Annotated in this window: 18 protein-coding genes; 7 read left to right on the plus strand and 11 right to left on the minus strand. The window is 42.6% G+C overall.

Annotation, left to right across the window (positions count from 1 at the left end):
- Positions 1–518: 518 nt before the first annotated feature.
- Together AC1DRQ_RS19045 and AC1DRQ_RS19050 are read left to right on the plus strand one after the other, a co-directional pair.
- Positions 519–1,223 (plus strand): aspartyl/asparaginyl beta-hydroxylase domain-containing protein, encoded by a 705-nt coding sequence (locus tag AC1DRQ_RS19045; protein ID WP_477426348.1) that lies wholly within the window; start codon positions 519–521, stop codon positions 1,221–1,223.
- A 1-nt stretch (position 1,224) separates the two neighbouring features.
- Entirely contained in the window at positions 1,225–2,175 is a 951-nt protein-coding gene (locus tag AC1DRQ_RS19050) for a hypothetical protein (protein WP_477426350.1), read from the plus strand.
- A gap of 38 nt (positions 2,176–2,213) precedes the next feature.
- On the opposite strand, the gene AC1DRQ_RS19055 is transcribed toward AC1DRQ_RS19050, so the two are convergent.
- The 10 genes from AC1DRQ_RS19055 to AC1DRQ_RS19100 form a co-directional block, all read right to left on the minus strand.
- The gene (locus AC1DRQ_RS19055; protein ID WP_429400862.1) at positions 2,214–2,687 is read right to left on the minus strand and encodes an RrF2 family transcriptional regulator; all 474 of its coding nucleotides are present in this window, start codon (positions 2,685–2,687) and stop codon (positions 2,214–2,216) included.
- A gap of 37 nt (positions 2,688–2,724) precedes the next feature.
- On the minus strand, positions 2,725–3,039 hold the full coding sequence (locus AC1DRQ_RS19060; protein WP_477426353.1) for an iron-sulfur cluster assembly protein: 315 nt from the start codon (positions 3,037–3,039) through the stop codon (positions 2,725–2,727).
- A gap of 11 nt (positions 3,040–3,050) precedes the next feature.
- The gene (locus tag AC1DRQ_RS19065; protein ID WP_477426354.1) at positions 3,051–3,494 is read right to left on the minus strand and encodes a SufE family protein; all 444 of its coding nucleotides are present in this window, start codon (positions 3,492–3,494) and stop codon (positions 3,051–3,053) included.
- Positions 3,491–4,735, minus strand: a complete 1,245-nt coding sequence (locus tag AC1DRQ_RS19070) for a SufS family cysteine desulfurase (protein WP_477426356.1) — start codon at positions 4,733–4,735, stop codon at positions 3,491–3,493. The genes AC1DRQ_RS19065 and AC1DRQ_RS19070 overlap by 4 nt, the downstream gene beginning before the upstream one ends.
- A 4-nt stretch (positions 4,736–4,739) precedes the next feature.
- On the minus strand, positions 4,740–6,053 hold the full coding sequence (gene sufD, locus AC1DRQ_RS19075) for a Fe-S cluster assembly protein SufD (protein WP_477426357.1): 1,314 nt from the start codon (positions 6,051–6,053) through the stop codon (positions 4,740–4,742).
- An 8-nt stretch (positions 6,054–6,061) separates the two neighbouring features.
- Positions 6,062–6,841: a Fe-S cluster assembly ATPase SufC gene (gene sufC / locus AC1DRQ_RS19080; RefSeq protein ID WP_477426359.1), complete on the minus strand. Its 780-nt coding sequence runs from the start codon at positions 6,839–6,841 to the stop codon at positions 6,062–6,064.
- 44 nt (positions 6,842–6,885) lie between these two features.
- Positions 6,886–8,331, minus strand: coding sequence for a Fe-S cluster assembly protein SufB (sufB, locus tag AC1DRQ_RS19085; protein ID WP_477426361.1), 1,446 nt, complete (start codon positions 8,329–8,331; stop codon positions 6,886–6,888).
- Positions 8,332–8,458: 127 nt separating this feature from the next.
- Positions 8,459–10,012 (minus strand): lipase maturation factor family protein, encoded by a 1,554-nt coding sequence (locus AC1DRQ_RS19090; protein WP_477426363.1) that lies wholly within the window; start codon positions 10,010–10,012, stop codon positions 8,459–8,461.
- Between the two features lie 42 nt (positions 10,013–10,054).
- The gene (locus AC1DRQ_RS19095) at positions 10,055–10,846 is read right to left on the minus strand and encodes a DUF2182 domain-containing protein (RefSeq protein WP_477426364.1); all 792 of its coding nucleotides are present in this window, start codon (positions 10,844–10,846) and stop codon (positions 10,055–10,057) included.
- A 46-nt stretch (positions 10,847–10,892) separates the two neighbouring features.
- Positions 10,893–11,690: a DUF899 domain-containing protein gene (locus tag AC1DRQ_RS19100; protein WP_477426366.1), complete on the minus strand. Its 798-nt coding sequence runs from the start codon at positions 11,688–11,690 to the stop codon at positions 10,893–10,895.
- A gap of 323 nt (positions 11,691–12,013) precedes the next feature.
- On the opposite strand from AC1DRQ_RS19100, the gene AC1DRQ_RS19105 reads away from it, so the two are divergent.
- The 4 genes from AC1DRQ_RS19105 (at position 12,014) to AC1DRQ_RS19120 (ending at position 16,493) form a co-directional block, all read left to right on the plus strand.
- Complete coding sequence (locus tag AC1DRQ_RS19105) at positions 12,014–13,690, plus strand: phospholipase D-like domain-containing protein (protein ID WP_477426368.1); 1,677 nt, start codon at positions 12,014–12,016, stop codon at positions 13,688–13,690.
- 237 nt (positions 13,691–13,927) lie between these two features.
- On the plus strand, positions 13,928–14,347 hold the full coding sequence (locus AC1DRQ_RS19110) for an OsmC family protein (RefSeq protein WP_477426370.1): 420 nt from the start codon (positions 13,928–13,930) through the stop codon (positions 14,345–14,347).
- A gap of 169 nt (positions 14,348–14,516) precedes the next feature.
- Positions 14,517–15,359, plus strand: coding sequence for an SDR family NAD(P)-dependent oxidoreductase (locus tag AC1DRQ_RS19115; protein ID WP_477426372.1), 843 nt, complete (start codon positions 14,517–14,519; stop codon positions 15,357–15,359).
- 180 nt (positions 15,360–15,539) lie between these two features.
- Positions 15,540–16,493, plus strand: a complete 954-nt coding sequence (locus tag AC1DRQ_RS19120) for an alpha/beta fold hydrolase (protein ID WP_477426374.1) — start codon at positions 15,540–15,542, stop codon at positions 16,491–16,493.
- A 189-nt stretch (positions 16,494–16,682) separates the two neighbouring features.
- Here the strand turns inward: AC1DRQ_RS19120 and AC1DRQ_RS19125 are convergent, their stop codons facing one another.
- Positions 16,683–17,714 (minus strand): hypothetical protein, encoded by a 1,032-nt coding sequence (locus AC1DRQ_RS19125; protein ID WP_477426376.1) that lies wholly within the window; start codon positions 17,712–17,714, stop codon positions 16,683–16,685.
- Positions 17,715–18,215: 501 nt separating this feature from the next.
- On the opposite strand from AC1DRQ_RS19125, the gene AC1DRQ_RS19130 reads away from it, so the two are divergent.
- Positions 18,216–18,767 carry a hypothetical protein gene (locus AC1DRQ_RS19130; RefSeq protein ID WP_477426378.1) on the plus strand — a complete coding sequence of 184 codons (552 nt, stop codon included), beginning with the start codon at positions 18,216–18,218 and terminating at the stop codon, positions 18,765–18,767.
- Positions 18,768–18,908: the final 141 nt, after the last annotated feature.

The raw sequence follows: 18,908 nt of genomic DNA on the forward strand, positions 1-18,908 counted from the left end.
GGGTATTACTGGGTATTACTACTTAATGCCAATAGCCTTGTATAACTTTATAATAATAAAATATCAGGGGGTAAATTCAACGCAAAACAACAGTAACTGCTTTTGATAGATATTCATTTTAGGCTTAGGTTTATTACGATAAATATAATTACTTTTAATATATTATTATAATTTTTTTTATTCAGTTTTTAAATCAAAAAACAACATGATATATGCGCTAATCACATTAACCATATTTCCCATCAAGCACACACCAACCACTTAAGGCAATAAATTAAATAATTTCATAAACAAACAGCACAATTAGTTAATAATTAATCAATAGTTTACCACTTGCTATAATTTATTATTTACCAAATCTCTACTAAAAACATAAACTTAAATAGGGTGAAAACAGCTTTTTTAATGGGTATTTTCAGGTATAAAAAAACATAAACTGATTTGTATACTTACCAACAAACAAGCACTTTCGGGAAACCTTATTTTAACACTCAGGATAAAATGATAAATAACTATCTATGATCCGCTATGCTAAACTACCGCTGCCTTATGATCTCAAGGCTATGCAAAAAGAATTAATCTTGTTTCAGGGAGAATGGCAGGCACATTTTAATACACTTTATTATGAGGGATCATGGACGGGAATAACATTAAGATCACCAGGAGGCGGCACTAAAAATATCATACCTGACCTGATAGCCGATGCCGATTACCAGGATACCGCATTTATGCAACATTTTAAGACGGTAGTAAACTTAATATCACATATCAGCTGCCCAATTATGGCTGTACGTTTTTTAAATTTACAGGCTGGGGCAGTAATAAAACCACACAGAGACAACGAATTAGCTTTTGAAATGGGTGAAGCGCGTTTGCATTTCCCAATTATTACCAATCCCCTCGTATCATTTAATATAGAGGATACCAGCATTCCCCTGCAGGCTGGCGATTGCTGGTATATAAATGCCAATTTAACGCACAGTGTATCAAACATGGGTTCCACAAACAGGATCCATTTGGTTATTGATTGTAAAGTAAACGACTGGCTAAAACATGTAATGAGCCTGGCAACCGAAGTATCCTATAAAGAAGATGATAGCAATCTGCTAAACATTATCATGGAGCTTAGGATGCAAAATACGAATACCTCAAATAAATTAGCCGCCGAACTGGAACAACAGCTAACAGTAATCAATACCATACATACACAGGATATTAAATAATATGCATGAGTTAGCGCTAAAAAACTGGATCCCGTATAAACTTGAAAACAAAGCAGCGCAATTGCAATGTTATTGGTTAAATACTTTCGCTGAACCCTTTACCGAGCCCTTTTTTGACGATACACTTATTAAGTGCAAAAGATTGAATGAGGGACTTCCTTTATTTAAATCGGTAAGTGACCTTTCCATGCTCAAAGAATGGGCTACTGGCTTAGACAGCATTGAACCGGCCGCTTTTATTTTCCATATATCGCGCTGCGGGTCAACATTGGTTTCACAGTTACTGGCAACATCTAATGAGCATATTGTACTTTCAGAAGTACCTTTTTTTGACGATTTGCTTCGTTTACCTCATCAGGGCAGTAATTTCAATCAAGATACTGTATCAGATTTATTGGTTGCCGCTATAAAATTATACGCGCAAAAAAGAACGGGGCAAGAGAAACGCTTATTCATTAAAACAGATAGCTGGCATATATTTTTCTATAAACAATTAAGAATCATTTTCCCCGAAGTACCTTTTATTTTGATTTACCGAAGTCCTGACCAGGTATTGGCATCGCACATGAAAATGCCGGGGATGCAGGCGGTGCCTGGTTTAATTGAACCAGCTATATTTGGATTTAAACCTGAAGAAATAATGTATAACCGGCCTGATATTTATCTTTCAAATGTGCTTGAAAAGTACCTGGATCAATATCATGAAATTATAGCAACTGACAGGAAATGTTTGCTGCTTAACTATAATGATGGCCCGGTTGCCCTGATTAAAAAGATTGCAGCTTTTACAAATACGCCGCTGAGCAAAGAAGCCTTATTGAGTATGGATGAACGAAGCCGCTATCATTCTAAAAGACCAAATGAACCTTTTTCGGAAATAAGTCCACTGCAAAAGCCTCCATTTCTGCATAAGGCCATGGAGCTTTATCAGGCATTAAATGCTAATTTATAATTGTTGCAATAGCTCAAATGGAGGCGAATAAAGTGGCATCAGGACAATACCCTGGTGTGTTGCGCCATGAGCGTATGGAGCAGCTGAAGCGATGTTTGTTCAGAGCCAACCAGGTCGGCCAAAGTTATCTGATCCAGTAGCTGATCAACCGAGAGCTGGATCATTTGCCAGAGTGAACGGACTGAGCAGTCAACAGAATTGGTACATAAAGGACGTACGCCCGAGTAGTTTCCGCAAAAGTTCTTGCTGAACAATGTACCGCCCAGTAATTTCAGTACCTGGTTAATATTGATCTGGCCGGCAGGGCGGGCCAGTATATACCCCCCTTTGTAACCGGGTGTGCTGCTGATATACCCGGCTATGCGCAATATGCGCGTAAGTTTGGCTACATAAGCTGCCGATAAGCCTTCGGCCTCGCTTAGGTCTGGAATACTCATTCCGCTGTTATCACTGCATTTCGCAATCCGCAGTAATAACCGTAAACCATACTCTTCCTGGGCCGTAATTTTCATATTTAACTTTTATATTTTGTATGTGTGCTTATATCTTTTATAACATACCCAATTCGAGCTTAGCCGTTTCAGACATCATGTCCCTATCCCAGGGTGGATCCCATACTACAGAAACATGTACTTCATTTACGCCTTCAATCTCTTTTATTTTTTGTTCCACTTCTACCGGCAATGACTGCGCGGCAGGGCAGCCGGGCGCGGTCAGGGTCATCACAATTTGTACATTGTTCAAAGGCGGCATAACCGTGGTTTCGTAAATAAGCCCAAGTTCATAAATACTCACCGGGATCTCGGGGTCAAAAATGGTTTGCAAACAATCAATGACCTTCTGTTTTAATGCTTCTTCATTCATCGTTGTATTCTTTAATTTCCGATTGTTTTATAAACCAACGCATAGTTTTTTATCTGCCTGATCATAGCTAAAAGACCATTGGAACGGGTTTGTGCCAGATGCGTCATCATGCCTATCTGCTCTATAAAATCAAGCTTTGCATGGATGATCTCATCAGGCGTATGCCCAGACAGCACCCTAATCAGCATGCTGACCAGCCCTTTTACAATAACCGCGTCACTATCCGCTTTGAAAAACACCCTGCCATCACGGTAATCCGCTATCAGCCATACGGCCGACTGACATCCTTTGATCATGTTTTCCTCTACTTTATACTTTTCTTCCAATACAGGCAGTTTTTTACCCAGTTCAATGATATATTCATACTTCTCTTCCCAGGTATCCAGGAAAGAAAAATCTTCAATAATCGCTGCTTCGGTATCCTGCATTTGCCCGTTGTTGTCTGTAATCATCATGACAGCATTTTAATGGTTTTATGTAAGCCGGTAATCAATTTATCTACCTCTTCCATGGTGTTATATAGCGCAAACGAGGCCCTTACCGTGCCGGGAATATCAAAGCGTTTCATCAATGGCTGGCAACAATGGTGCCCTGTTCTCACGGCAATTCCCTGATTATCCAGCAAAATACCAATATCCTGCGGATGCGTGCCTTTGATCACAAAAGACACCAGGCTTGCCTTTTCCCTGGCTTTGCCTATAATCGTTAGTCCGGGGATGTTTTCTAATTGCTCCGTAGCGTAGGCTAATAACCCAACCTCGTGCTTCCTGATTTCGGCTTTCCCGGTTGTATTAATAAAATCCAGTGCCGCTTTTAACGCGATGGTATCCGCTATATTGGGGGTACCGGCTTCGTATTTATAGGGTAGCTCATTATACGTGGTATGTTCAAAAGTCACTTCCTTGATCATCTCTCCGCCACCCTGAAAAACCGGCATATCCTCCAGGATCGCTCTTTTACCATATAGCACCCCTACTCCGGTTGGCCCATAAACTTTATGGCCCGAGAAGGCGAAAAAATCACAATCCAGATCCTGCACATCAATATCCAGGTGAACGGCTGATTGCGCCCCGTCAACCAATACCAAAGCGCCCGCCTGGTGAGCCATGGCTATCATTTCTTTAACCGGATTTACCGTACCTAAGGCATTGGATACCTGAACAATGGCAACCAGCTTGGTTTTATCGGTCAACAGCTCTTGATAAGCCTTTAAGGAAAGTTCGCCATTTTCTGTAACCGGGATTACTTTGAGTAAAGCATGTTTTTCATCACACAGTATTTGCCAGGGCACAATGTTTGAGTGATGTTCCATGCCCGAAATGATGATCTCGTCTCCTGCATGAACATTTTGCCTGCCCCAGGTATAGGCCACCAGGTTAATGCCTTCCGTGGTTCCCCTGGTAAAAATGATCTCTTCGGTAGCAGCCGCGCCAATAAATTGTTTTACTGCATAACGCGACGCCTCATAAGCTGCTGTAGCTTCTTCGGCCAGGCTATGGATACCCCTGTGAATGTTGGCATTATAACCGGTATAGTAATCACTAAGGGCATTAATAACGCTTAATGGCTTTTGTGATGTTGCCGCATTATCAAGGTATACCAATGGCTTATCCTTAACCATACGGCCCAAAATAGGGAATGCCTGCCTAATGGCATACACATCAAAAACGGGCGATATCGTACTATACGTTGTCATTCTTTTATTTATCATTAAAAAGCTGCGCTGTAATAAGTTGCCTTATATGTTCGCGGAGCAATTCAGGTTTTACCTGTGCCAGTATATCTGAGGCAAAGGCCTGTAACAGCATAGCCTGTGCATTTTCCTTTGGGATACCTCTTGCTCTTAAATAAAACAAGGCTGTTTCATCCAGTTGCCCCACGGTACAACCATGTGAACATTTTACATCATCCGCAAAAATTTCCAGCTGGGGCTTGGTATTAATACTGGCCTGATCAGATAACAGGATATTTTTATTGGATTGATAGGCATTAGTTTTTTGCGCTTCTGGCTGTACCATGATCTTTCCGTTAAATACGGCGGTTGCTTTATCATCCACAATTCCCTTATAAAGCTGGTTGCTGAAACAATTTGGCCTGCGGTTATCAACCAAAGTATGATTATCAGCATGGGTATTGCCCTTCAGCATGTATAAACCATACAAGTGTGTTTCATTGCCTGCTGCATCCAATACCAGGTTCATATTATTGCGGATCATGCCGCCGTTAAGCGTAATCGTCACCGCATGTACATAACTCCTACCGGCTTGCCGGATATGCGTTGTGCTTACCTGGTTGGCATTAGCCGTGTCGTTTTGTAATTTATAATATTCAATATGGGTGTTATCGTTAACCACCACTTCCATTACCTGGTTGGTAAAACTATCTGATCCACCTATCGTTTGATACGTTTCCACCAGCTGCAGTTTACTTCCTTCGGCGGCATATATCAGGCTGCGGGGCTGGGAAAGTGTATCATGTTCCCGTGCATCTGAAAGATAATACAGGTAAACAGGATGCTCTAATTGTTGCCCTTTAGCGATATGGATAAATACCCCGCCATAAATGAATGAGGTATTAAGCGCATGGATCCCGTCTTTAATATACTTACCGCTTTGCCCCAGATGTTCCTTAACCAGTTCTTTATATGGCCCATTTGCAGCATCTTCCAATGGCACCACTATTAATTGATCGCCAGGAGAACGGATGTTGGAAAACGTGGATATAAACCGGCCATTTACAAAAACCAGTTCATTGGCGCCTGAATGTCCCGGCAAGCGGATGGAATCAACATCCTTCAGGTTAAGCACAGGCTTCTCATCAACCGCTGCAACGTGGTACTCTTTATCAAACAAACTGCTGATATTGGTATATTTCCACTCCTCGTTCCGTAAAGATGGAAGGCCGGCACTGCTAAAACGGTCAAAGCTTTCTAAGCGCATTTTGGCAATTTCGTTATCCGGGCTTGCACCCTGCAACTGTTCAAACCTGTCCTTAAAATAACTTACATCTGTCATGATCCTGTTTAATTAGTACCTGCCGGTAAGCCTTCAGTTAAATTAACCTCATCCTTAATAAAATCATACCCTTTTTCTTCCAGTTCCAGAGCCAGTTCCTTACCTCCTGATCTAACCATACGGCCATTGTACAACACATGTACAAAATCAGGCTGCAGGTAATCCAGCAAGCGCTGGTAGTGCGTAATGATCAGTATGGCCCGGTCTTTATTACGCAGTTGATTAACACCATTGGCTACAATACGCAGGGCGTCAATATCCAAACCGGAATCCGTTTCGTCCAATATGGCCAGTTTGGGTTCCAGCATGGCCATCTGGAAAATTTCGTTACGTTTTTTCTCGCCACCAGAAAAACCCTCATTAACAGAACGGCTCAATAAAGCTTGATCAACATTAACCAGGGCCATCTTCTCTTTCATCAGTTTCAGAAAAGCAACGGCATCCAGCGCTTCTTCACCAAGGTATTTCCGTTTTTCATTCACGGCCGCTTTAATGAAATTTGTGGTGCTTACCCCAGGTATTTCTACCGGGTATTGAAATGCCAGGAACAAACCTTCACGAGCCCGGTCTTCGGGTGGCATAGGCAACAGGTCTTTACCAGAAAAGGTAACTGAACCCTGGGTTACTTCATATCCTTCTCTGCCTGCCAATACCAGTGCAAGTGTACTTTTCCCGGAACCATTCGGCCCCATAATGGCATGGACTTCCCCTGGCTTGATCTCCAGGTCAATCCCGTTTAGTATTTGCTTCCCTTCAATGGTCGCATGTATATTTTTTATAGATAACATAATAGTTCTATACGTATTTTTAAATAATCTGTGTCTTTCAAAAATTATCCAACACTGCCTTCCAGGCTAATGGCCAGCAGTTTTTGTGCCTCTATGGCAAACTCCATCGGTAACTGATTCATGACCTCTTTGGCAAAGCCGTTAACAATCAGTGCTACGGCAGTTTCGGTATCAATACCTCGTTGCCTGCAGTAAAAAAGCTGATCTTCGCCTATTTTTGAGGTGGTTGCCTCATGCTCAATAATTGAAGTTGTATTTTTAACTTCAATATAAGGAAAGGTATGCGCGCCGCACTTGTCGCCCAATAGCAGGGAATCGCATTGTGAATAATTACGGGCATTGGTGGCCCATTTGCTGGCGCGTACCAGCCCGCGATAACTATTGTTACTATGGCCTGCCGAGATCCCTTTAGCTACAATCCTGCTCTTGGTATGCTTACCCAGATGGATCATTTTAGTACCGGTATCAGCTTGTTGAAAATTATTGGTAAGCGCGACCGAGTAAAACTCGCCGATGGAATAATCGCCCTTTAAAATAACGCTGGGGTATTTCCAGGTAATAGCCGAGCCGGTTTCTACCTGAGTCCAGGAAATTTTGGAACGTTCACCCAGGCATATACCCCGTTTGGTTACAAAATTGTAAATACCGCCACGACCTTCCTTGTCGCCGGGATACCAGTTTTGAACAGTGGAATATTTGATCTCCGCGTTGTTCAGCGCCACCAACTCTACCACCGCGGCATGCAGTTGGTTTTCATCCCGCATAGGAGCCGTGCACCCTTCCAGGTAGCTTACGTAGCTATCATCTTCGGCGATGATCAGCGTGCGTTCAAACTGGCCCGAATTTTCTGTATTGATCCTGAAATAAGTGGATAACTCCATTGGGCAACGTACACCTTTAGGTATATAACAAAATGAACCATCGGTGAACACTGCTGCATTCAAGGCTGCAAAATAATTATCGGTCATGGGCACTACAGAACCCAGGTATTTTTTTACCAGTTCGGGATGCTGTTGTATGGCTTCGCTCATGGAGCAAAAGATCACCCCAATTTCAGATAATTGCTTTTTGAACGAGGTGGCAACAGATACACTATCCATCACCACATCCACGGCTACACCGCTCAGTCTTTTTTGCTCATCCAGCGAAATGCCCAGTTTTTCGAAAGTGCGGCGCAATTCCGGGTCTATCTCATCAAGACCGTTTAACTGCGGCTTTTGCCTGGGTGCAGCGTAATAAATAATGTCCTGGTAATTGATGGGCGGGTAGGTTACGTTAGGCCATTTAGGCTCTTCCATTTTTAACCATTGGGCATAGGCTTTAAGGCGCCATTCCAGCATCCAGTCGGGCTCGTTTTTTTTGGTCGAGATCAGGTGGATAACCGATTCGTTGATCCCCTTCGGAACGATGTCCGTATCGATATCAGTAACAAAGCCGTATTTATAATCATTTGATACGGTTTGTTCCAGTGTGTTCAGTTCTTCTTTCATTATGCCTGTCTTTAAGTGGAATCAGCAATAATTACTCTACAAAGATACGTCATTCATTGTTTATACAAAAAAGTATAAACAATATGACAATGTTGTAACTTTTTACTAATCCTTAAGCAAAATTAACTTAACGAATCCATCCTGCACCTTTTAGAAATTCGACCAGGCGCGGATCATTGGCCGAAAGGGGTGAAATCCAAATATTGATTTGTTTACGGTCCCAATAAAGGCCCCCGGGATTACCCGGCCTGGCAAACGTATAATTATAAAGAACTGCCCGGATAAATCGCGGTGGCTTAGCGGGGAAAGGATTACTGGCGAACAAACTTACAGCGCCAGGGTCATTATGAAGGAGTTTCCACACCAGATTATACGTCCATAGATATTGATCGGGAGACGACATGGCGGCGAACCACATTTGCCAGTCTAAACGCAACTGGTAGGGAGCTATTTGTGGCGATCCTTTGTCAAGAGATACAGGCAGACCTTTGTAGATATATGGTTTCCAGTCGGCTTTATCGTCAGGTTTCTCGTCCGTCGTTCCTTCAAATACTACGTTCAAACGTTCCCGCCCCACGCTTCCGAATGCACCATAGGTATTTACGAGATCCAGCGGGTCAAATGAGGAATTCATGATCTGCCCCGGCGATAGAATGTTAAGTGCAGGGCGGATGCTAAGGAGTATAACAATACCAGTAACAACCCAGGCGGTGGTTAACATAGGGCTGGATACTTCGGCACGATCAGCAGCAGCCTCGGCCTTACGAACGAGCTTGCGGGGAAGAAGCCTGGACCAGAAGCTGTCGTCAAAACAGGCTAAGGCAGGGACAATAGTGAGCCAGTTTAAAAACGAGAGGTTGCCGCTGAGTATAATGTTGATCTGGAATAACACGATCACCAAGCCCGCCAGGTGACGCGCAAGTTGCGGCCAAAATACGAACCATGGCGCCACAAGCTCGGCCAGCCAATTGAACCAGACGCCAATTTTCAAAACTATACGCGGTAAAAAATGGAGCCATCGGCTTAACGGACCGGGAATGGGTTGTGTTTCAAAATGGTAATAGAGGGCGGTCCCGTTACGCCATACTTCATCTCCACGAAATTTGATCAATCCGGAGCCAAGCATGATCCGGCAAATCAGCCACCTGAATAAAACGATGATTGGCATGGGTGGGGCGCGTTTGGGAAATGGGCGCAGGTCGAGCAGCGGACAGAGAAAGATAGCGAGAAACCCGGTTTCGGAAAGCTGAATTTCCCAGCCGTATCCATACCAATCCTGTCCTACATGAACAAAGGACATGTAAAGAAACCAAATAACAGCCACCATTAGCGCATTGGCATAGCCTGACACTACTACACAGGAAAGTACAAATCCGATCCAGGCAGCAGTTAAAAGCGCTGTATCAGAATGCCAAAACCAAAAGAGTGACGGCAGACGTACGAAACCAGCTCCAGGGGATCCCAATGCAGCGCTCACCTGCTTCAGGTAAATCTCTACAGGAAGAAGCCCATCAGAGCCTATCAAAGGAATGATCTGATTAATTACTACAAGAAAGGCCACCGCGTAGATTACTCCCAGCAAACGAAGAATAACAAAGCGGGTAAGCCAGTAGGTTGGAGGGGTACCCGGCATACGAAAAACGCTATCGGCATTGCTATCCATTTTGTTTTCCACTTCCATTTGCAATTCTTTATATCAGGCACATCATTGCATAATATAAAGTTAAAAAATTCCGACTGCCTGGGCGATCAGAAAAAAACCAGCTGCAATACCAATGGCTCCGATAGTACCAGTAACCCATTTACTGGCAGGTGCGAGGCGTTCAAAGGTGATTGCCAAGGTTACAATAGCCATTCCAAAAAGGTTCATCATTCCCATGACAAGCAGAATAGACATCAGACCTGCGGAGCACCGGCTGCACTGGATTCCGAGGTGCAGCCCATGTTTCCAGGCCGTGCGGGCGTTGTCAGGCACCGTTTGGCCCCGGAAGGGCAATTCCCGACAGCACGTAAGTTGATGCAACTTCCAGTCGGTGAGCTGGAGTAAGCCTACGGCCAATACGACTATTCCGACCGCAAGCGGCACGATCAAGGATAGCTCCCTATATTGCATTAAGATCGCATTAAGCCAAACTCCCAGTGGAAAAACGGCTAATCCCACGATTGTCCAGACAAAAAAATAACCAAGTCCTGCTAAGGCTGTCAACCAGCCTAAACGCCCTGCACTTGTCTCCTGAACGGCCTGGCGATAGCGCAGCAGCATAGGCACCAGGCACGGGATCATCATAGCCAACATCATGACATCCCACATAGCAAGAAAGGATGCTGCGGCACCGAACAGCGACTGTCCATACATGGGCATCCACGTCATGGACATACTCCAGCCACCGGGCATCGGCATTTCTTCCATCGCCGACATGGATATGCACCATACAATTGTTACGACAGCACTAGCCGTAAAGAGCAATGCAACTATTCCAAAAAACGCTCGAAGGGCATTTCTATCAGAGGTCATATTTCCAGTTTCGGTTTATTTTAAGGCGACTAAAATTTCCTCCATCTTAATACTCGTCATGCCGGCGCCACCAAAAACCCGTTTCGTTGCGTCCCAGGGGCGCACGGTCAAGCCATTGGTACACGCTCCACAGGCCATCCAACCCACGCGAATAGGTAGAATAGGTGTGATAAACATTGCCGTTCTCCAGTACAAAAGCACTCAAGCCGGGTCGCTCACGGGTAAACGTTGCAATATCGGTTCCGGCCATCCTGGCAACCTGTGCAACAGTACCTTCGTCATTTACAGTTTCCCATTCCCGCACTGTTTCACCTGCAAGCGGCTCACCTGTTCCGGTCTCGCGTTGGTAATTGTATTCTATATCTCCGCTGCGCTGCTGCTCCTCAGAGAACCAGACATTGAAGTCGAAGTTAAAATCGCTACCGAACGAAGATGCCCAGGGAAACGTCCAGCCCAGTCGCTGCTTATATTCCTTCAGTTTTGCAAACGGTGCGCGTGATACCGCGGCAAGCATCACATCATGATTCGCCAAATGAACCGCTATTCCATTGAAGCCGTCGGCGATTGCCGAGCAGGCCGGACATCCCGCCTTATAATCAGGCCCGAACATAAAGTGATATATCAGGAGTTGTGAGCGGCCTTCAAAGAGGTCGGCCAGCGAGACACTTCCCTTTTCGGTTTCAAATTGATACGCTTTATCTACCTTAACCCAGGGCATTTCTGTCCGGTGACGCGCCACCTCGTCACTGCGCCTGGTTAATTCTTTCTCTTCCTTTAGCAGCCTCAGTCTTGCTTCCAGCCACTCGTCCCTTGTCCCAACCCTGTGTTTTTTTTCGTTTTCCATATCATTATTATTTATTATTAGATGTGTTGCCCGAACTTAAATTACCGGTATAAAATGAACTTTTTATTGAGAACAGATTTGCACGTCATTACTGGCCAGATAAAGTTGATAGCGATATACCTGCCCACTTTATCTTATAAACTTATTTTCTTTTAATGCCATATAAATGCACAAACACAGTGCCATTATCATTATATGGTCGAGAGCGGATCGACATCCTGCAAACCGATTTAATTTATAATTCATATTGCTTATTTACAAGCAATTATATATATTTAATTGTTTTTAAATCCTCCCAAATTATTCCTTTTAACCTTACTCACATGCGTAAATCATCAACCTCAGAAGAATTTAAAGTTCTGGCAGTTGCCGGAACTTATGTAGTAACCCTTGGTTTTCACCTGCCTGAAAATAAATGCAATAATCTTTTAGGCTTTTCCATTCACCGGACGGATCATACGGAGAATGAAGCCTATTACCTGGAGGGAATGAAGGCATTTGCAGAAACAGATCCTGGCTTTCCGTCGGGGTCGCTCTATTCTACCAAAGACCACCCAATACAAAGTTTTCAATGGGCCGATTATTCTGCCAAACCAGGCCATGTTTACACCTATGTGATCAGTGCCTTGAAAGGAACTCCACAACTGTTAGTAAAATTTGCATCCGTTTCCATTAAGATAACTACAGAATCTCCGGAATCTGGCGACCATGATGTTTACTTTAACCGGGGTGCTGCGGCATCACAGGAATATATACGGCGGTTTGGGAATAAAAAGCCGAAAGACGTTGTACCTAATCAGCCGGTTTGGGATTGGTTATCCAGGGGATTATACGAAGCAATGATACTTTTTGTTAAAAGCTGTGTTCCAGGCAAGCACAAGCTTCGTATCGCCGCTTACGAATTTCATTATGAGCCGTTTTTGATGGAATTGAAAAAGGCGTCGGTAGCAGGAGTGGATATTCTTATTGTTTATGATCACCGGAAGGCTGATCCAGGTAAGAAGAACGAGGCTACTGTAAATAAATGTGAGCTTTCTGAAATATGCACCAAGCGCGTTATGGGCAAATCATTTATTTCGCACAATAAGTTTATGGTCAAACTTGATGGTGATGAAGCGATCAGCGTTTGGACCGGAGGCACCAATTTCTCCAACGGAGGAATCTTCGGACACTCTAACGTAGCGCATGTTGTTGAACAAGCACCGGTAGCTAAGCAGTACCTGGCTTATTGGACGGCTTTGCATGATGACCCTAAACAGGCAACCATCCAGTCTGCAAATGAAGCATTAACGCTGGTACCCAAAATTCCAATTTCCAGCGGAACAGCTGCATTGTTTAGTCCAAGAAAGTCGCTTGACGCATTAACCTTTTACGGCAAACTGGCTAAAACTGCCAAGCAAGGCTTATTCATGACCTTTGCATTTGGGATCAATGAAAGTTTTAAAGATGTTTATCGCGATTCAACAGCTAAGGTAAGGTTTGCGCTTCTGGAAAAGAAAACGCGTTCAATGAGCGAAAAGACACCCGAAGACCAAGTCAAAAAGAAAGCCGAGGAAGAAGCGATTCAGAAACTAAGAAATTTGCCGGAAAATGTTTTTGCTATAGGGTCTTTTATCGAAACCAATGAATTTGATGGTTGGGTAAAAGAGCAACTCACGGGGTTAAATCCAATGGTTAAATATATCCACAACAAATTCATGCTCATCGACCCGCTTAGCCAATCACCAATCGTAATCACGGGCTCAGCAAATTTCAGTGATGCCTCAACCACCAATAATGACGAGAACATGCTTATTATAAAAGGTAATAAAAGAGTTGCAGATATATACCTTGGAGAATTTATGCGCTTATTCTCTCATTTTTCATTTCGGGAATCTCTGGCATGGCGCAAACCCAATGACCCGCCTAAACCACTTAATACAGGTGATTGGTGGAAGGATAGTTTTGGAGATACACCAAGGTCATCAAGAAGGCAGTTTTTCGCCAAAGTAGCTGTTTAGCTTGTGGTTGATGTATAAGAAAAGCCGATAGCATTTCTGCTATCGGCTTTTTCTTTTGATATGTAGATGTATAATCTGCTAAGTATTTCTCTTGAAACGCTTTAGCAGATTATACCCTGGCTAAAAAGTGACATACACTGCATGAATATTGCCTTCCGTAAATTGTGATGTAGGTCACACAGTCATCTGAATTTTCCTGCGGTACTTTGTTGTGTAATTTTTAACAAAACCAACAACATGAAACGTACAGCAAAAGCTCATTGGAATGGTAACCTTAAAGAAGGTAAAGGAGAAATATCTTCTCAAAGCACCATCCTTAACCAAACACCCTATTCATTTAAAACACGATTCGACTCTGGTATTGGTACCAACCCCGAAGAATTGATAGCCGCGGCTCATGCAGGCTGTTTTACCATGTCAGTAAGTGCAACGCTTGAGCGTGCAGGCTTTTTAGCCAACGACTTAAACACCGAAGCCATTCTCGATGTGGATATGGCTGACCTTAAGATCACCGGCATTCATTTGAATTTGAAAGCCTCATTAATCGACGGTGTATCCGCTGAGGCTTTTCAGGAAATTGCAGAAGGCGCTAAAGCTAATTGTATTGTATCCAAAGCCTTGAGTGTGCCTGTTACCTTAAATGTTTCCTACCAATAATGATAGAGGTTTAATACCCTGTTGTCCATTTTTATTTCGAGTGAGTGGAAGATGATGATACGCTCATAAGAAACCTGCCAGGTAGTTGCAATTGCAACTGCCTGGTAAAAATGGCAAGGGCAAAAATGACAGAGCGTGTCTGCGTAAAACGCTATAAAAACATAATATCATGAACACTTCAAAAGTATGGTACGTAACAGGGGCCTCTCAAGGGCTGGGACTCACCCTCGTAAAAAAACTGCTTGAAAACGGCTACCGGGTTGCCGCGACCTCCCGTGATGCGCATGCGCTAAGCAAAGAGGTTGGGGTGATAGATAAGGAGCGTTTTCTCCCGCTGGCTGTCGATCTGAATAACCTCGATTGCATTGATGAATCTGTACAGCAAACGCTGGCGGCGTTCGGGCGGATCGATGTGGTGGTAAACAACGCGGGTTATGGAATGGCCGGAACAATAGAAGAAACAGCAGAGCAGGATATCAGGAACATTTTTAATGTTAACGTGATGGCAACCATAGATGTGGTAAAGAGTGTACTGCCGATAATGCGCAGTCAAAAATCGGGCTACATTATTAACATCGGTTCGGTGGCCGGTTTTGTGGGTGCTCCCGGTTGGTCAGCTTATTCGGCTACCAAGGCAGCGGTGGCTGCTTTTTCAGAAGTGATTGCGCTGGATGTCAAAGAGTTTGGGATCAAGGTGACTGTAGCCGAACCATCAGGTTTCCGGACGGGTTTTTTGACCAGGGACTCTTTGGCACTGATCTCGTCTAAGATAGAGGGTTATGAAGCTGTGAAAAATACCCAGGACCGTTACCTGTCGGCGAACGGACAACAACCAGGCGACCCGGATCGTGCAGCAGAAATATTTATAGAATTAGCCGAAAGTCCTGAGCCGCCAATGCACCTGTTTCTTGGGGCTGATGCTTATAAGAGGGCTTCTGAAAAACTAGCCGCCATGTCAACAGAATTGGAACAGTGGAAATCAGTTACCATCGGGGCTGATTTTAAGTCATAAACAGATCACTGCCAAAAGCCCGGCCCCCCTTTCAATAGGGTTTGTGCATCAACATCCATATTTATCACTAAAACTGTGGCAAACATTTCAGGAAGAGGGCCTTAAATATGGATAATTCTATGATAAGTTGTGGATCAGTTACACTAATAACTCAATAAAACTCATTTAAAATCACTAATAATGAAAACAACAAATAGAATACTTAAAATTACGGTAATGCTCCTTGCATTTACTCTTACATCATTTTCAAAAAACCTTATTGCTCAGACCACGATAAATAAGGCTGCAAAACCGGCATTGCCGCCCAAAGGCTTTTCTAATCAATACGCAATTGTAAACGGTGTCAAAATACATTACGTGATCGGCGGACATGGAACCCCGCTTATGCTGGTACATGGATTTCCTCAAAATTGGTATATGTGGAATAGGTTACTTCCGGAACTATCAAAGCATTTTACCATAATTGCTCCGGATTTGCGTGGCGTTGGAGAGTCTGGTAAACCACAAGGTGGTTATGACAAAAAAACTATGGCTATCGACCTGCACGAACTTGTAAAAAAGCTTGGTTATAAGAAAATTGATATAGCCGGACATGATATCGGTATGATGGTTGCCTATGCTTATGCAGCTCAATTTCCTAATGAGGTTAATAAACTCGCTTTACTGGATGCATTAATAGCCGGTGTCGAACCGGTTTGGAGCCAGGTAAAAGCCCAGGCATGGTGGTTCGGGTTTTTTAGTCAGCCACATTCAGCAGAAGTTGCAGAGGGAAGAATGAATTTAATTCTTAAAGATTTTTTTCCGGCGGTAAGTTTCGTGCAGAACTCATTTACTGCTCAGGAAAAAGCTGAATTTATTCGGGCGTATTCGGTAAAAGGTGCAACGAGAGCTTCGTTTCTTTGGTTTGTATTTGAGCAAGACATTAAAGACAATCAGGAATTTCGTAAAAATAAATTGGCGATGCCTGTATTGGCAATGGGGTCAGACCATTTTGCGCCCTTTTTGGGAGCTCATGTCCGTTTGGTTGCTTCCAATGTAAAAGATTGTATAATTACAGGTTCGGGGCATTGGATTCTCCAGGAACAACCTGACCAGGTACAAAAGGGCCTGTTAGATTTTTTCATGGAAAAGTAATTCAAAAAAGAATTATAAAAACTAAGGTACAGGCTCCGTTTGAGAAGTGCCATGCCTGGCAACCTATTGCGGCGACACAAAAGTAAGTATGCCAGCATGCCCCCTTATAAAAAATAAGGAGGCTTTTTTTCTTCATATCCCGGATGTCCGGTTACGAATTTCGATAAAGACAGCGCGAACAGGTTGTGATCAAAAATTAATTTTGTATAAGCCTTTTCCCGCAAAATACAGCGTTTTGCCATCCTTAGAAATCGCCATTCTTTTGTTTTCAACGTTTTCGGCTATAAGGGTAACCATGTTGTCGCGAATCCGCAATACCCCTCCTATGTTATCCGTTGTTTGAAGAATCGGATCGTACTCACCAGTTTTTAAATATATGGTTTTAGCATCCTTTGATATTTTAATGGCCGCCATTACATTAAAACCAACAGCATCCAGCTGACCCTCAAGTGGAAAAGGTGAATGATTGGTTAATTCTATACCATAAGTGTGTTGCAAAGTATAATTAAATGGCGGATTGATAAGCTTATAAATATAAAGCTGGGAATAATAATTATCATTAAAAGAAGACAGCCCTGTTAGCCAAAGTTGCCCCGAAGCACCGCCTACGTCAAAAGCTGTAAAAAAACCGCCTTTAGTTTCCCCATCATCTTGTGAAAGCAAGCTGGCCTGGCCGTTCTTAGTGATCTTTAATGTTGATACCAAACCGGGATTAAAAAGCCTTGGCACACCAACAATCAATGACTGATCCGTTTCGTCCACAGCAACGTTACGTTCGCCAAACGTTTCTGTTGTAAAGTCCTGCAAAGGTGGCTGGCCAACCTTGTATTCCTTGATCACTTGCCCGCCTTTGATGATTTTAATGCCTGTTGCTGCCCGCAGATAAAAAGTAAAGTCTTTTGATATAGCAAGAAATGTTGGATGAAAATTGGTGTAAACCGAACCAGGTAACCCCACGTCAACCAGATCGTTACCTATTAATCGTTTCAGTTTTCCGTTTTCCAGCAGGAACACTTTATCATCGTAACAGATATGAATATCGGTAAATACATGTTGCTCCGCCGTAAAAATGGTTTCAGGAGTATACAATATACTATCACTTGCCGCCAGATTTTTTGAGCCTGCCGGTTGTGGCGTATCCCCAAGTTTCTTGCAGGAAAAACTAAAAGCAACGACGATAATTACGATCAGCCTGAATATCAAGGTATTTGAGTTTTTCATAACGACCTGTTTAATTGGTTTGAATAGATATAGGCAAAGTTCAAATAAAGTAAAGCCAGAAAAATAGGCAGAGCTGAATTGTATACTTAAATGTGAAATATGTTAACATATTTATTAAATATATATATCCTGGCGGGATCAATACCTAACAAATACATCACCTTTGAACGTAATTTTCCGTCTCAAAACAAATCGGTGTTTTAAGTTTATATTTTTAATCCTGCTGGAATTATTTATTTTGAGTTTAATATATTTTATATGTACGCTTTTACACTTTAGTATATACACTGATCCAAGTATACTTTCCGGTTATGTTTTTATTATACACACCATCTGGTGATTTATCTACTTTATAGGGCTAAGTACAGGGTACTGGTTTTTTATAGCGACATTAAAACATCAAAAGAAAATATAGAGGTTCGAAAAATCGGAGTTAATAAGTATTTTAGAAAAAAAGACCCGAATGAGCAGCTAATTTATAAAAACACAAATAATTGAATTATGAAAACGAAACTGTTATTGTTAACCATATTTGTTTTAACCGCCTCAATAAGTGTTAAAGGTCAAGACATTAAAAACACTTCTTATACAACCACCACCGGGGAAAAGGTACTTAAGTTAGAATTTATTCTTCCACTATCTAAACCCCAGGCATGGCAATACTTTACAAATGACGATAAATTAAAACTTTGGATAGCCCCTGTTGCACATATCAACCTTAAAACTGGCGGTGTGCTCCTAACCAATTATGATAAAAACAAGTCTATAAATGATAAATCAGCCATCAAAAGCGATATCATGACTTATATCGAAAATGAATTTATTACATTAAAAGTCAACCTGAATGAAAACTTCACAAAAAAAGCACGATCCGAAGATAAAAATCTGCAGGAGGTAATACAGTTTATTCCTATTGATGATAACCACACAAAGGTTATTTCTTCTATGATTGGCTGGGGCAAGGGTGCCGATTGGGATAAAACTTATGTTTTTTTTGAAAAAGGCAATATTTGGACCTATAAAGAATTAACCAAACTATTCAAATCTAAATAGCCCTTTCAAAAGCAGGAAGGCTCTACTTGTATGTTATCCTTACTTTTATTACATCAATTTGCCTGGCACAAACCTTCAAGCTGCCAGCATCCGTATTGTTATGATCTCTTGACTGAGAATATCTTCGATCTTAGACATCTG

This window comes from Mucilaginibacter sp. P4_E8 (genome assembly GCF_056401495.1).

Coding starts and splice junctions, on each gene's coding strand:
- AC1DRQ_RS19045 (WP_477426348.1), top strand. CDS start 519: ATGATCCGCTATGCTAAACTACCGCTGCCTTATGATCTCAAGGCTATG.
- AC1DRQ_RS19050 (WP_477426350.1), top strand. CDS start 1,225: ATGCATGAGTTAGCGCTAAAAAACTGGATCCCGTATAAACTTGAAAAC.
- AC1DRQ_RS19055 (WP_429400862.1), bottom strand. CDS start 2,687: ATGAAAATTACGGCCCAGGAAGAGTATGGTTTACGGTTATTACTGCGG.
- AC1DRQ_RS19060 (WP_477426353.1), bottom strand. CDS start 3,039: ATGAATGAAGAAGCATTAAAACAGAAGGTCATTGATTGTTTGCAAACC.
- AC1DRQ_RS19065 (WP_477426354.1), bottom strand. CDS start 3,494: ATGATGATTACAGACAACAACGGGCAAATGCAGGATACCGAAGCAGCG.
- AC1DRQ_RS19070 (WP_477426356.1), bottom strand. CDS start 4,735: ATGACAACGTATAGTACGATATCGCCCGTTTTTGATGTGTATGCCATT.
- sufD (WP_477426357.1), bottom strand. CDS start 6,053: ATGACAGATGTAAGTTATTTTAAGGACAGGTTTGAACAGTTGCAGGGT.
- sufC (WP_477426359.1), bottom strand. CDS start 6,841: ATGTTATCTATAAAAAATATACATGCGACCATTGAAGGGAAGCAAATA.
- sufB (WP_477426361.1), bottom strand. CDS start 8,331: ATGAAAGAAGAACTGAACACACTGGAACAAACCGTATCAAATGATTAT.
- AC1DRQ_RS19090 (WP_477426363.1), bottom strand. CDS start 10,012: ATGGAAGTGGAAAACAAAATGGATAGCAATGCCGATAGCGTTTTTCGT.
- AC1DRQ_RS19095 (WP_477426364.1), bottom strand. CDS start 10,846: ATGACCTCTGATAGAAATGCCCTTCGAGCGTTTTTTGGAATAGTTGCA.
- AC1DRQ_RS19100 (WP_477426366.1), bottom strand. CDS start 11,690: ATGGAAAACGAAAAAAAACACAGGGTTGGGACAAGGGACGAGTGGCTG.
- AC1DRQ_RS19105 (WP_477426368.1), top strand. CDS start 12,014: ATGCGTAAATCATCAACCTCAGAAGAATTTAAAGTTCTGGCAGTTGCC.
- AC1DRQ_RS19110 (WP_477426370.1), top strand. CDS start 13,928: ATGAAACGTACAGCAAAAGCTCATTGGAATGGTAACCTTAAAGAAGGT.
- AC1DRQ_RS19115 (WP_477426372.1), top strand. CDS start 14,517: ATGAACACTTCAAAAGTATGGTACGTAACAGGGGCCTCTCAAGGGCTG.
- AC1DRQ_RS19120 (WP_477426374.1), top strand. CDS start 15,540: ATGAAAACAACAAATAGAATACTTAAAATTACGGTAATGCTCCTTGCA.
- AC1DRQ_RS19125 (WP_477426376.1), bottom strand. CDS start 17,714: ATGAAAAACTCAAATACCTTGATATTCAGGCTGATCGTAATTATCGTC.
- AC1DRQ_RS19130 (WP_477426378.1), top strand. CDS start 18,216: ATGAAAACGAAACTGTTATTGTTAACCATATTTGTTTTAACCGCCTCA.